This window comes from Bacillus sp. FDAARGOS_235 (assembly GCF_002073415.2).
Lineage (GTDB): Bacteria > Bacillota > Bacilli > Bacillales > Bacillaceae_G > Bacillus_A > Bacillus_A toyonensis.
Window position 1 is genome coordinate 1469213 of the sequence record NZ_CP020437.2, and the last position, 14465, is coordinate 1483677.

General features: G+C 36.1%; 16 protein-coding genes. 1 reads left to right on the forward strand and 15 read right to left on the reverse strand.

Going from position 1 to position 14465, the window contains the following annotated elements; genetic code table 11:
- Nucleotides 1-191: 191 nt before the first annotated feature.
- Nucleotides 192-1073: a YitT family protein gene (locus tag A6J74_RS09150; RefSeq protein ID WP_000204285.1), complete on the forward strand. Its 882-nt coding sequence runs from the start codon at nt 192-194 to the stop codon at nt 1071-1073.
- Nucleotides 1074-1101: 28 nt separating this feature from the next.
- Here A6J74_RS09150 and A6J74_RS09155 read toward each other — a convergent pair whose 3' ends face one another.
- The 15 genes from A6J74_RS09155 to ndk all read right to left on the reverse strand — a co-directional run bounded on the left by A6J74_RS09155 (nt 1102) and on the right by ndk (nt 14397).
- Nucleotides 1102-1743, reverse strand: a complete 642-nt coding sequence (locus A6J74_RS09155; protein ID WP_000456307.1) for a uracil-DNA glycosylase — start codon at nt 1741-1743, stop codon at nt 1102-1104.
- 113 nt (nt 1744-1856) lie between these two features.
- Nucleotides 1857-2537, reverse strand: a complete 681-nt coding sequence (locus A6J74_RS09160) for a zinc metallopeptidase (protein ID WP_000499539.1) — start codon at nt 2535-2537, stop codon at nt 1857-1859.
- Between the two features lie 255 nt (nt 2538-2792).
- Complete coding sequence (gene ypjB, locus A6J74_RS09165) at nt 2793-3581, reverse strand: sporulation protein YpjB (protein WP_000831603.1); 789 nt, start codon at nt 3579-3581, stop codon at nt 2793-2795.
- Between the two features lie 107 nt (nt 3582-3688).
- Nucleotides 3689-4372, reverse strand: a complete 684-nt coding sequence (lit, locus tag A6J74_RS09170) for a lipoprotein intramolecular transacylase Lit (RefSeq protein ID WP_000830607.1) — start codon at nt 4370-4372, stop codon at nt 3689-3691.
- 25 nt (nt 4373-4397) lie between these two features.
- Nucleotides 4398-4988 (reverse strand): lipoprotein heptaprenylglyceryl N-acetyltransferase LhaT, encoded by a 591-nt coding sequence (gene lhaT / locus A6J74_RS09175; protein ID WP_000262817.1) that lies wholly within the window; start codon nt 4986-4988, stop codon nt 4398-4400.
- A 111-nt stretch (nt 4989-5099) separates the two neighbouring features.
- Nucleotides 5100-5867: a menaquinol-cytochrome c reductase cytochrome b/c subunit gene (gene qcrC / locus A6J74_RS09185; RefSeq protein ID WP_000554601.1), complete on the reverse strand. Its 768-nt coding sequence runs from the start codon at nt 5865-5867 to the stop codon at nt 5100-5102.
- A gap of 43 nt (nt 5868-5910) precedes the next feature.
- Nucleotides 5911-6585: a menaquinol-cytochrome c reductase cytochrome b subunit gene (qcrB, locus tag A6J74_RS09190; protein WP_000932700.1), complete on the reverse strand. Its 675-nt coding sequence runs from the start codon at nt 6583-6585 to the stop codon at nt 5911-5913.
- Nucleotides 6586-7098: a menaquinol-cytochrome c reductase iron-sulfur subunit gene (qcrA, locus tag A6J74_RS09195; RefSeq protein ID WP_001290419.1), complete on the reverse strand. Its 513-nt coding sequence runs from the start codon at nt 7096-7098 to the stop codon at nt 6586-6588.
- A 143-nt stretch (nt 7099-7241) separates the two neighbouring features.
- Complete coding sequence (locus A6J74_RS09200) at nt 7242-7697, reverse strand: YpiF family protein (RefSeq protein WP_000871316.1); 456 nt, start codon at nt 7695-7697, stop codon at nt 7242-7244.
- Nucleotides 7698-7850: 153 nt separating this feature from the next.
- Nucleotides 7851-8387 (reverse strand): ReoY family proteolytic degradation factor, encoded by a 537-nt coding sequence (locus A6J74_RS09205; protein ID WP_001095919.1) that lies wholly within the window; start codon nt 8385-8387, stop codon nt 7851-7853.
- Nucleotides 8388-8460: 73 nt separating this feature from the next.
- On the reverse strand, nt 8461-9723 hold the full coding sequence (locus tag A6J74_RS09210; protein WP_001168690.1) for a tetratricopeptide repeat protein: 1263 nt from the start codon (nt 9721-9723) through the stop codon (nt 8461-8463).
- Between the two features lie 450 nt (nt 9724-10173).
- A complete protein-coding gene (hisC, locus tag A6J74_RS09215; protein ID WP_001264040.1) occupies nt 10174-11286 on the reverse strand; it encodes a histidinol-phosphate transaminase in 1113 nt (370 codons plus the stop codon).
- Nucleotides 11287-11419: 133 nt separating this feature from the next.
- Entirely contained in the window at nt 11420-12505 is a 1086-nt protein-coding gene (aroB, locus tag A6J74_RS09220; RefSeq protein WP_000427689.1) for a 3-dehydroquinate synthase, read from the reverse strand.
- Nucleotides 12505-13677 (reverse strand): chorismate synthase, encoded by a 1173-nt coding sequence (aroC, locus tag A6J74_RS09225; RefSeq protein WP_001269353.1) that lies wholly within the window; start codon nt 13675-13677, stop codon nt 12505-12507. The genes aroB and aroC overlap by 1 nt, the downstream gene beginning before the upstream one ends.
- A gap of 273 nt (nt 13678-13950) precedes the next feature.
- Entirely contained in the window at nt 13951-14397 is a 447-nt protein-coding gene (ndk, locus tag A6J74_RS09230) for a nucleoside-diphosphate kinase (protein WP_000415890.1), read from the reverse strand.
- Nucleotides 14398-14465: the final 68 nt, after the last annotated feature.

The following is a 14465-nucleotide window of genomic DNA, read 5'->3' on the forward strand; positions in this document are numbered from 1 at the left end:
TATTTGCGACCCTTTTTTGGATAGACTATAATGAAGTGAAACTTTCTTTTGCGGTTTTGGCAAAAGATCAGCTAAAATCAATTGTTTTTTTATAGCCTTCACTATTTTTATTAACAACTAGAAATTACTTATCATTATGTTTTACCGTTTCAGCGGAGCAATGCAATCTACATAATTAGGGGGATTTCTATATGACATCAAGTTTGAAGATTCGAAATATCATTTTCATTTTAATCGGTTCCGCTATTTTTTCTTTCGGTATTGTGAATATCAATATTGAAAATCACCTTGCAGAAGGTGGATTTACCGGTATTACACTATTATTGTATTTTCTATTTAAGTTTGACCCTTCTTATTCAAACTTAATTTTAAATATCCCTATATTTTTTATTGGTTGGAAGTTACTTGGAAGAACGACATTTATCTATACACTAATCGGCACATTCAGCGTATCTTTATTTCTATGGATTTTTCAGCGTTACGACGTTCTTAACTTACATTTAAACTTACAAAATGATATGACACTCGCGGCTTTATTCGCCGGGGCATTTATCGGTATCGGTCTTGGCATAATATTTAAATATGGGGGGACTACTGGCGGTGTAGATATTATCGCAAGACTCGCTCATAAATATGTTGGCTGGAGTATGGGGAAAACAATGTTTATGTTTGATGCTATCGTCATTATCGTCTCTATTCTTACCTATTTATCATACCGCGAAGGCATGTATACGTTAGTTGCTGTTTTTATCGGAGCGAAAGTCATTGACTTTATGCAAGAAGGAGCCTATGCGGCAAAAGGAGCAACTATTATCTCAGATAAAAACGATGAAATTGCTGCCCAAATTTTATCTGACATGGAGCGCGGAGCAACCTTTTTAAAAGCTGTTGGATCGTATACGAAAGTGGAACGGAACGTATTGTATTGCGTTGTCGCTAAAAATGAAATCGTGAAATTAAAAAATATTATTACTTCTGTAGATCCTCATGCCTTTGTTGCTGTAAGTGACGTACATGATGTAGTTGGTGAAGGTTTTACATTAGATGAAAATAAAAATCCGTTACATAATTAAATTCAACTAGAAAAGCTCTTTAGCTTTTCTAGTTTTTTATTACATATCTTTTAAGCTTCTCCCAATCCTCATAAATAAGCTCCAACAAACTCCGATTATAAAAAATAGAAGCTGGATGAAAGGTCGGAAAAATAGAATATTCTTTTTCTGTCCATACAAATTCTGTACAGCAACTATCTTTCAATTGTTGCACGGGTTGTTTTAACAATTCTCCATGAACATCTGTAATTTTATGATTTTTACCGACTAAACGCTGTAATGCAATATTACCAAGCGTAACGATAACAGGAGGGTCTATATGTTCCAACTCATAATCTAATAAAGGTGCATGAGCAAGTATTTCTCCTTGATTTGGTGTTCTATTATACTTTTTCTGTATTTTTTCGCCATTTCGTTCTTTTTTCTCTCGCCATTTATATGGCCTACTCCGGACCGCACTCGTAATATATACTTCTTCCCTTGTAACATGAATACGTTCTAAAAACTCCATTAAATGTTTTCCAGCTCTACCGCTAAACGGAATCCCATTATGAATTTCTGTTTCACCAGGTGCTTCACCAACGAGCATAATTTTGGGGGTTCCAGGGCCTTGTCCACTTAGAAAACCTTCTAGCTGATACGAAGCACTACGCTCTTTCACTTGCTTTACTATATAGTCTGGATATTCCATTATCTCCCCCCTCATCGTATGCTACTTAATTATGATTTCCCTACAATATTTCTTTCATTTTATCCTGTCCATTTATTACAGATAATAAAAAAGACTATCAAAATTGATAGTCTTTAGTCGTCGCTACGCTGCATACCAGTATATATTAATACAAGACGTAATAATTCAAATACCGCTACAGCTGCAGCTGCTACATATGTTAATGCTGCCGCATTTAATACTTTACGAGCTTGGCCGTACTCATCTGTCGATACGATACCAAGTGCTTCAATTTGTTGCATTGCGCGTTTTGATGCATCAAACTCAACTGGTAATGTAACAAGTTGAAAAACAACACCTGCTGCCATCAAAATAATTCCTAGCAACAATAAACCAGACATTTGTGCAAACACACCAATTAAGACGAAAACCCAAGACATATTCGAGCCAAAATTAGCAACTGGTACTAATGAATGACGAACACGCATGAAATTATAATCTTTTGCATCTTGAATCGCATGCCCTACTTCGTGTGCTGCTACTGCTGTACCAGCAACTGAATGGCCATAGTAGTTATCTGTTGATAATCGAACTGTTTTGGCAGTTGGATCATAATGGTCTGATAAATGACCTGGCGTTTCTTCTACAGCTACGTTGTATAATCCGTTTTCATCTAAAATTTTCCGAGCCACTTCTGCTCCTGTCATACCTGATGTTGAATAAACTTGTGAATACTTGCTATAGGCACTACGTACTTTTGACTGTGCATACAACGGTATGATCAAAATGATCGCGAAGTAAATTAAATAAAACATCATGAACCTCCATTGAAGTTTTAATTATAGTACTTCTCATTCTATTTTTTTCTGCCACCATTGTCAATGAATAAACCTTACAATCCGTATCTTTATTTATCCCGCTATTTGTAGACAGTTAGACTCCCACCTCAAAATTCTGCTGGAGCAAAGAACTTAAGCGGTATATCCACTGCCCGTAAACGCCCGATTGATGAGGGCTAATAATCAATGAGGTATGAACCTCCCCACTGATTAAAGTTTCACTTTATCGCATTATCTATTTTTAGAATGTACATTACTTTTTCTTTTCTCTCGCTCACCTTTATACTTTCTCCATCCAACATAAGTTAATGTGAATAAAATAAGTCCTCCAGTAATTGTCATAAACCAAATGAGAGAGGGGGCAATTTCATCTTTTTTTACTGTGTGAAATATCTTTTGCAAATCTCCTTTAATGATTCCTAATTGCATTTGCCCACCTTTCGTTTTTAACATAACGTTACGAAATTCATCCAAATAAGATAAATGAGCATTTACACGTTGCACCTCGTTTTCTGGCAAAGCAATCATTAGGCTTGGGTAAATAATATTAAATTCATTTAAGAATGTATTTAACGTTTGCTGAAACTGTCCAGTATCTTCTTTTTTCATCGCTTTTTCCATTTGAGAAAAAGCATCCATTACTTTCCCTTCTCTTTCCATCCAAAGCGGTTGATATTTCGATACTTGCGCATCAACAGCAAGTTGTAATGCTATCACATTATCAATTTTAACTTGCTTACCTAAATCTTCTTCCGAGAGAGATTGTTTCGCTTTGTCGTAAGCTAAAGAAATGACTCTAATTTGATCTGGTGTTACTTCTTGCTTCTTTTCATTCCCCTTCACTAAAAACTGCTCCGAGAAATATTGTAATACTTGTACTGCTTTTTCATCTTCATTACGCTTCACTAACTGTAACGAGTCGTCTAGCAACCCCGTTAGTTCACTCCACTCTTCAGCATATATACGTAACGGAAACATTATAATTAGAAATGCTATCAATCCAATTAATGTTCTCTTCATCCCGGTCCCCCCTATAACTACTAGTACAAAATATGTGGAATTGGACAAGAATAGAACAGAACTGCCCCGAAAAATATATTATCGTTTTACAAACAAAAAAATTCTCTTTAAGCAGAGAATTTTTCCTTTGAAATCCTTTTCTTTTTTACGAAATATCTATACAAGCTGTAACAAAGTATACTACCACCTAAAATGAATAATAAAATAGCACACGCCGCATGCATAAAAAATTCTTCTGGTAGCATTAAAATAATCGGATCCGATTCAATATCAAACATCCAATAATCGTTACTGAATAACAGCTTATGGAATAATACAAAACTCTTTTCAAAATTAATAGCGATTGGCAACACCAGTGCTATCGGAAATATAATTGTTACAATCGATCCATGCAGTAAAAATTTTTCGTTTTTTCTTTTTAATAAATAAACGCCGCCTATCACTACAATCATAATTGTCGCATACATCACATATTGAATCTTTACTATAATATTTTTAACATCTACAAAATGAATACGACCATTTGTAGACATATCTAATGTCGGTAAATGTAATGCTCCGTCATAAAACGGAGATAAATATGTAATTAGCACATCATAATTTCTCTTAATTTCATCTTTTGTCATATCCGCTAAATCTGGAATGTTTAAAAAATCAATTTCAAAATAATACAGCCATTTTCCATATATAACTGCCATTGTTGCAAGTGCAAAAATAGAAAATGCTATGCTATATGAAACAACTAACGTAATCAATCGATCCAATATTTTTCCACTCTTACTTCTCTTCATTTTCTCCCCCTAAATGTTCACACCATCATAAAGAAAACTGTTTTCGGCGCTCACGTAAGCAATAATAGTATGTGATGCACAGTACGACAATACTTAACCAAAATGTAAAATAACCAATTTTCTCTACAAACAAATGCATAATTCCGTATCTCGGCATTTGCCAAAATAAATAATCAATTGCGTCATTATGTAATGTCCATATACCTGCTACTACAAAATGCCATTTTTTTATACGGTAAAACGGAGCATATAACACTCCCTGCACTGCCATTGCAAAATGCGATAGCATTAACATATACCCCATCAAGCCAATAGGACCTTTTACATAAATCATAACCACATTTACAACAACAGCCCATATACCATATTTTATTAAAGTTACAATTGCCAGCGCCTCTATTAATCCCCAGTTTCGCTTTACCAAGAAAGCAATTAAAACAAAGACAAAAAAGAGAGTCGCCATAGGACTATCTGGTACAAACGGCCAAAATATAGGTGACGTTTCTTTTAATTGATTTCCATACCATATAAATCCGTAAATTGTACCTAGTATGTTAACAATCAATAAAAATAATAATACTGAGCGTTGTCTTAACATTGCATACAAGTAAACCAAGCTGTATGTCCAACACCTTTCATTCTTTCCTCAAACTCTACTCTATTATATAGTAAACTTTCTGTCATCAAAATAAAAAGCTGACCACAAAATTTGTAGTCAGCTTTTCTATTATTTTTTATTATACTTTGCAACGAATTCCGAAAGCTTTTTCAGTTCTTCATCCGTACCTTTAAATACACCTTTAGGCATGGAACCTTTTCCATCTTTCGCAATTTTAGCGATTTCTTCAGGTTTTAAAGTTAAGTTCTGCAAAGCTGGTGCTGCCGCCCCGCCTTGTAAATTATCACCATGACACGTTAAACAAGTATTTTTTTGCATTAACTTGTAGCCGTCATCATTTTTATCAACTGGTGCTGTTTTTACAATTGCGCCTTGTTTCTTTGCAGCTTCCCAGTCGTGGTGTGCTACAGATTCCCAAGTTAAAAAGATAATCGATGCAATTGCTAAAAGCATAAATCCAGTGGCTACAGGACGCTTCAACGGGCGTCTTTCTGGACCTCGATCGAGAAATGGAGCTAACAGCAATGCTCCGAACGCAATCCCTGGCATAATAAACGCTCCAATTACAGTAAATGAACCAGAAGCATAAGAATACTTTAGTAACTGATACAAAAATAAGAAATACCAATCTGGAAGTGGTATATATCCGGCATCTGTCGGATCCGCCATTCTCTCAAGCGGTGACGGATGTGCCACTGTTAAACATAAATAACCGATTAAAAAAACTGCACCAACCATCCATTCTTTTAACAAGAAGTTCGGCCAAAATGCTTCTGTTTTTCCTGGGTATTCAGAATAATCTTTTGGAATATTTGGTTTCCGAGCTACTGGTACTCGAGAATCTCCTACAAATTTCATTCCTTTGCCGCGATGCATAATCTCCCTCCTTTAGTTCTTTCCCCTTTAATTTAGCAATCTCTTATAGTGGACCGGAAATACCTTGTTTGCGAATCATGATGAAGTGGAAGGCCATTAAACCTAGAAGTGCTGCTGGTAAGAAGAAGACGTGAATAGCAAAGAAGCGAGTTAATGTTTGAGCGCCAACAATTTCGGAATGACCAGCGAGTAATGTTTTAATATAAGGACCAATGAGCGGCGTTTGCTCTGCGATTTGAATCCCTACTTTCGTAGCAAATAACGCTTTCATATCCCACGGTAATAAATATCCGGTAAAACCAAGACCTAACATAACAAAGAAAATAAGAACACCAACAATCCAGTTTAACTCACGAGGTTTTTTATACGCACCTTGGAAGAAAACTCTGAGTGTATGTAAAAACATCATTACAATTACGAGACTAGCACCCCAGTGGTGCATACCACGAACAATTTGCCCGTACGCAACTTCATTTTGTAAATAGTAAACAGATTCCCACGCATTTTTAATATCAGGCACATAATACATCGTCAAAAACATTCCAGATAAAATTTGAATTACAGTAACGAAAAAGGTAAGTCCTCCAAAGCAATAAACGAATGCAGAAAAGTGATGTGCCGGGTTTACATGTTCAGGTACTTCATGATCAGCGATATCGCGCCATATCGGTGTAATATCTAAACGTTCATCTACCCAATCATAAATTTTATTTAGCATCTACTTTGCACCCCCTTTTGGCTTCGCTTTTCCTAAATACAGCGTTCCATCTTTCACTTTAGACTCGTACACATCAAGCGGAGCAAGTGGCGGTGTGCCTTTAATGTTCATACCATCTTTTGTATAACGTCCTCCGTGACAAGGGCAAAAGAATTGATTCGGATGTGCTTTGTCCGAATTCCAGTTCACTGTACACCCTAAATGTTTACACACTGGAGAAAATGCAACGATGTCTCCGCTTTCATCTTTATGCACCCAAGCAGATTTTGGCTCTTCAGACTTGTACCATCCGTCAACCTGTTTCACCTTAAAGTCGAAACGCTTCGGCTCTGTTGTAATATCCTTTACTTGCGCAACAGCAACCATATCTGTTCCCGCTTCTTTTCTTAACACCGGATCAAGCGCAAATCGCGTCATCGGCATTAAAATACCCGCTGCCATAAAGCCTCCTACTCCTGTAAGTGTGTAATTTAAAAACTGTCTTCTTGACACACGATGTTCTTTCTCGCTCACGAAAATTTCCCCCCTCTATCAGAAATTGTCCCCTCGTGAAAAATAATATAAAAAATAAATACTAGGACACTATCATGATATAATACCCTCATGCGCAGGTCAATATCATACTACTCATAATAATAAGAACTTTCTGTTTATTGCTATTTTCCCCATTTTTCTTCTAACATTACCATTATATTTTTTATATGAGCGTGAATGACTTCTCTCTTCGCTTGATCACTAAATTGTTCTAACGCTAATGAGGGTAACCAAAATAAATCCCCCTGTAACTCTTGCATATCTTCTTTCCATGAAAAATCACTTGTAACATAAGCAATATGTTTAAAGCCTTGACTTTGTAAATGATCTGTCCATTCTTGCAAACGAGCTTTTTCATTCTTTTGACTTTCTACTAAATACGTAAATGCAGGTAGTAAAAGCACTCTTCCTTTATATTCTCTTTCCAACTCCATACTCAACAATTCAATAAATTCACCTTGTTCTACTACCGTTTTCATTTCTTTTGCTGCTGAAATTGACAAAAGAGGTATTACCCCTGTATCTACATACTCCCTTGCTTGCTCAAACTGTTCCACGTCTTTTACAATCCATTTCACATTTCTTCCCTCCCTCCAGCTAAAATGACAGAACTTTCACTTTATATATATTAAACCATACTAAAAGGGGTAAAAAAAGAAAAACCACCCAAGATAGGTAGTTTTTCTTAAAAAAGTCCGAAATTTGTAAAAATTTAATAATTCAAATAAATCCTATAAAGTCTTTAACTCCGCCGTTAACCTATGAAACGCTTCCTTATCTTGCTTATCCAATGCTTCATCAATTTGTTTCAAAAGACGTTCTCTTCTAAATGAAAATACACTCTCTTCTAAAAATCTCTCTGCAAGTAAACGATCTTTTTCATTTACTTCAATATGCTTTGGTAAATATGGATTGTCTTCTAATACAGCTACATAGTTTGCGTTTTGGAACGATGATTTAAAGTTGAGTTGAATATAAATATCCTCATCTCGATTTAAACGAATATCATGAAACGATTTTTCAGCATCTGTTGTCATAACATTTTGTTTAAAAAAGTGAAACGGTGTGTCTTTCACGCAATTTGCTGACATTACTAAGCCACGCGGACAATATTTTGCATGCTCTACGAAGTGGACTTTATGCATTAATTGGTCGTGACTCATTAAATAATTCAAAATCCATACACATTCACGCTGTTTCAGTTGGTAATTATTCAAAAACCATTTCACAAAATCCTTCTTCTCGTTTACAGAAACAGGGGTATTCATAGCAATTAAGTCCCTCCTCTGTCTTTCTCTTTTCTTTTTAGATTCAAGAAGCGGCATTCAGTTTCCTTCCAACTTATGAAAAATCCTCTAAATTATATAACAACTCTTCAATATGAATTTGTGTCGGGTCTAGTTGTAATAACTGAGTAAACACTTCTTTGGCCTCTTTTCGCATTCCTTCTTCCAATAAGAAATAACCGTACTCTTCCAAGAAGTCTGGATGATTCTTAAAAGAAGTATATGCACTTTCATAGTGCTTTAATGCATCCGAATACATTTCTAATTGTTTTTTTGCAAACGCAAGATCCCAAAGTAGTTGTGTATCTGGCTCTCCGCTATCAATAGCACGCTCTACAACTGTGATTAACTCTTCATACTTTTCTTGTCCTTTTAAAATATATGCATACTTTAATATTGCACCTAAATGTCCTGGATCTAACTCAAGCGCTTTTTGAAGCACTTCCTCTGCCTCTGCTACTTTTCCTAATTTAGCTGCAATGCTCGCTAATTCTACATAAAACGGAACAGCAAGCTCATCTACTTTAATTCCTTCTTGAAGTGTTTCATAGCTTTCTTGCAGCATTCCTTCTTTTTCATAGCTTTTCGCTAAATACATGTATAGTGATGCGTACTCAGGATCTAATTCTTTTAGTTCTTGCCAAGCACCAATTGCTCTTTGATATTCTTCTCCTTGATATAATGTGAAAGCATATCCAAATAAGGAGTGAATATCTTTTTGCTCCTCTAAGCCTGCTTCATAGTAAGAGATCGCTTCTTCCCAGTTTCCAATTGCACTTAACGTTTCTGCGAGACGAAGTGCAATGACAACACCCCCCATTACTTTATGTTCCGCTAATAGCGACTCGTAATAAGTAATTGCCTTTTGTTCTTCACCTTTACTACTATATAATTCTGCTAATCCAAACGTAATAACAGGTTCGTCAGGCATCAATTCTTTCGCCTTTAATAGTTTTTGCTCTGCTACATCATCAAAACCTTGCATTTGGAATAAATCTGCAACAAGCAATAACGATTGAACATATAAATCATCATTTTCTGGAATATCATGAAGTACTTCAATCGCTTCATCTTCTTTATCTAAATCAATATATAATTCTGCTAAAAATACCGTAAATTCACTCTCTTCCGGATATAGCAAACGTAAATCTTCTGTTATTACTAGCGCCTCATCCGTAAACCCAAGTGTATGATAGTAGCGAGCGATATCATACTTCTCTTCATCATTCGCAACTTGTAATTGTTCTTTTAATAATTGTAATCCTTTTTCCGCTTCACCATTTTCAATATATGACACAGCTTGTTCAAACTTTTGCATAAACGTCTCCTTTAATTCTAAAAAATATTCTCTTCTGTTCATTTATCCCGCTATTAACGGGCAGTCAGACCCCCACCTCAAAATTCAGCTAAGGCAAAGAAGTTAGTTTGGGGATCAACTGCCCATAAAAGCCCGATTGGTTCAACTAATAATTAGCGGGGGATAAACATCCCCCACTGATTAAAGTTTCACTTTATCATAAGCAACGCACTATTATAACGCAACCTTTAGAATGGGCATGCTCCTTCTTGTACTTTTTCTTATAGCGTAGCTACTTGTTCAAAAAGTTCGGATGTGACACCGATCCCTCACTACTTTCTATTGTACCGTTTTCTTTCATGACCGTGCAAATAACTTCCCTTATTAATTATGAAGCAACACCAACCAAGCTTTTAGGAGCTGTTCATGCGGGATAAAAAAGACTCCTATAAAAGGAGCCTTCACAATTTCTTAAGAATAGGTTTCTTCTTTCTTAACTTGCTCATTTACAAGCTCTTTCAGTAATTCTATAATTTCATCATTTTCTTCTTTCAATCCGACGGTAATACGAATGCCATCATGTATTCCAAATGCAGCACCAGAACGAACAATATATCCTTTCTTCATTAATCGTTCGAAAGCTTCATTACCAGAAATACCAAGTTTTAAGAAAATGAAATTTGTTTGAGACGGATAATAGAATACGTTATATTCCTTACAAAATGCATAGTATTGATTTAACCCTTCAGCATTTTTTTGCACACAGTCTTGTAAAAATGTTTGATCTTCTAATGCAGCTATTGCTACAGCTTGGGCTACAGTCGATGTATTGAACGGTAACCTTGCTACTTCCAACTGCCCGATTAACTTCGCATCACCAATCGCATATCCAATTCGAAAAGCAGCTAAGCCATATGCTTTTGAAAATGTACGTAATACCATAAGATTTTCATATTTTTCAAGAAGTGGCAATGTTTGCGGATAGTCTTTTGCTTCCGCATATTCATAATATGCTTCATCCATAATAACGAGCGCTGACTTAGGTACTGATTCTAAAAATGAAAGTAATTTTTGTTTCTCTACATATGTACCTGTCGGGTTATTCGGATTACAAATCCACACAATCTTCGTTTTATCATCTACTTGTTGTAACATTGCATCTAAATCGTGAATGCCATCTTTAAGTGATACTTCACGAACTTCTGCCCCTTCAATAACAGCATGGTGATGGTATTGCGAGAATGTAGGATTCGCCATTACAACATTTGTTCCTTCATGTAGTAAGGCACGGCTAATCATTTGAATAACTTCATCTAACCCACTACCAAATAACAGTTGTTCCGCTTTTACACCTAAATGATCAGCTACTTTTGTCCGAAGTTCAAAAGCATATCCATCTGGATAAAGAGCGTATTGACTCACTAATGATGTTAACGCTTCTGTCACATTTGTAGAACAACCGAATGGATTTTCGTTCGATGCTAATTTCACAATTTTTGATAATCCATATTCTCTTTTTACTTCTTCAATATTTTTCCCAGGTACATATGCTCTCAAAGTTAACAATTGCTCTTTCACTCTCATTTTTCTTCCCCCAGTCATTTTATTGAATTCGATTACAGTAAGGGATTATAATCCCTTACTGTAATCTTTTATCATAACCGTCACTATTACGAAAACACCTCTAAATAAGCACTTCATAACTGTCCCTATATTTTTAAGCCATATCCTTTTGAAATGCTTCTAACGCAATATGAACAGTCTCATCAGGAATAGATACGACGTTCACCACCCCATATTCCTGCATAAGTACCATATGAATTGTTCCAGCATTCGCTTTCTTATCTTGTTTCATCAGTTGAACGAGGCGCTCTACATTCAAATCGCTTGGCATTTTTGGATAGCCGTATTGCAAGAACCACTGCTTTATCTCTTCATAAGCAAGATCAACTTTATACACTTGCTCACTTAAAAATAAAGCAAATAACATCCCAACTGCTACTCCGTCACCGTGAGTAATATTTCCATATCCAATCTCTTTTTCAAGAGCATGCCCTAGCGTATGTCCAAAGTTCAAATGAGCACGTACACCTTTTTCTGTTTCATCTTGTGATACAATATTTGCTTTTACAGGAATCGCCTTCATTAATATGTGAATTAACTTCTCATCACGAAGATCCGCCAATGTTTGCACTTCTTCTTTTAACCAATGATACAGTTCAACATCACCAATCAAAGCATGTTTTATCACTTCTGCAAAACCTGAACGCCATTCTTTTTCAGGAAGAGAGTATAAAAATGGTGTATGATATACAACCGCTTCTGGCTGATGGAATGCACCAATCATATTCTTCCCTAACGGATGGTTAATTGCTACTTTCCCGCCTACTGCACTATCGTGAGCTAATAAAGTCGTTGGAACTTGGACAAAGCGAATGCCACGCATAAACGACGCAGCAACAAAACCAGCCAAATCTCCAATCATTCCGCCTCCAAGTGCGATAATTAAAGAATTTCTATCTAATTTATTTTCAAGAGCTGACGTATGAGCCGCATAGAAATTTTCAAAAGACTTCTCTTTTTCACCACTCGGTACAACGAATGAAAATACTTCTTGCTCTACTTGCAATGCATTCACAACTGTCTGTAAATGTAAAGATGCAACAACTTCATCTGAAATGATCATTACGTTAGATACAACTGGCTGCATATTTTGAACAAATGTTGTCAAATGTAATAATGCCTCTTTCCCAACATGTACATCATATTCTTTTGATTTCGTTTGAATATGTATGTTTTCCATTAAAATCCCCTCGCATATTCATTATGTTTCTCCATATTTTCACGAATAAGATCCATACGATCTAATCCAAATTGTTCTATTAAAGCAGTCGCTAATTCCCAAGCCACAACAGCTTCTGCAACGACACTAGCTGCTGGTACAGCACAACTATCTGAACGTTCAATGCTTGCTGTAAAAGGTTCTTTCGTATCAATATCCACACTTTGAAGAGGTTTATATAGTGTAGGTATCGGTTTCATCACACCGCGCACAACAATTGGCATTCCAGTCGTCATACCGCCTTCTAATCCACCTGCATGATTCGTTCTTCGTGTATATCCACGTGCTTCATTCCACAGAATTTCATCATGAACTTCACTTCCGGGTCTATGCGCTGCTTCAAAACCAATTCCAATCTCAACACCTTTAAAGGCATTAATGCTCATAATCGCGGCTGCTAATTTCGCATCCAGTTTTCGATCATAATGCACATAACTTCCTACTCCAATTGGCATTCCTTCCACAATTACTTCAACGATGCCACCGATTGAATCACCATTTGCTTTCGCATCATCAATTGCTTTTATCATTTGGTTGCCAGCTTCTTCATCTAAACAACGTACAGGTGATGCTTCTGTAATACTTTTTAATTCTTCAATTGAACGATACGTAATCTCCTTAGCTTGTACACCGCCAATTTCAATTACATGGCCTGCCACTGTAATACCAAGTTCCGCTAACACTTTTTTAGCAACCGCACCAGCAGCAACACGCACTGTCGTTTCGCGTGCTGAAGAACGTTCAAGTACATTTCTCATATCTCTATGACCATATTTAATCGCACCATTTAAATCAGCATGTCCAGGTCTTGGTTTTGTTACTTTCCTCTTCATTTCTTTTTCTTCTTGTTCCGTTAACGACTCTGCACCCATAATTTTTGTCCAGTGTGCAAAATCACGATTTTCAACAACAAGTGCAATTGGAGAACCTAATGTCTCTCCATGTCTAACACCACTTGCAATTTGCACTTGATCTGTTTCAATTTGCATGCGTCTACCACGCCCATATCCCTTTTGCCTTCTAGCTAACTCTTCATTTATATCATCCGCTACTAAAGGCAGTCCTGCTGGAATACCTTCTATAATCGTTGTAAGTTGTGGACCATGAGATTCACCAGCTGTAATATATCGCATACGTTATTCCTCTTTTCGTATATGTATTTATCTCGCTATATTAAGCAATGATATTATCTTTCATTACTCTAAAAATATGAAAGAAATTATATGATTGATCAGCCATTCGCTTATTCTCCGATAGGCCTTTTACTTTACATATCAATATATCATAACCGCTCTAACTTCGTAACTAATCCAAATAAAAAAAGTGCAAGAAGAATACCCCTATTCTTCTTGCACTTTTTACTATTATCACAGTGATTAAAGCGTTTACAAATTATTTCAAAATAATTAGTAAATCCATTCATTCATTAATTTTGAGTAGTCTACCAATTCTTCTTCTTTAAAGAAAATAGCAATCTCGCGCTCTGCGCTTTCTAAAGAATCAGAACCGTGGATAATGTTTTTCGCAACAGTTACACCGAAATCTCCACGAATTGTTCCAGGAGCCGCTTCATGTGGTCTTGTTTTACCCATCATATTACGAGCTGTATCTACTACACCTTCACCTTGCCATACCATTGCAAATACAGGTCCAGATGTAATAAAGTCTACTAATTCACCAAAGAAAGGTTTTTCCTTATGCTCACCGTAGTGTTGTCCAGCAATTTCCGGAGTGACTTGCATTAATTTTGCACCAACTAATTGAAAGCCCTTTTTCTCAAAACGAGCTACAATTTCCCCAATGAAGGCACGTTGTACACCGTCTGGTTTTACCATTAGAAATGTTTTTTCCATAAAAAATCTCTCCACTTCTGAATTATGTATGTAATTGTATATCCCCACACACATATTAACACCCTTAT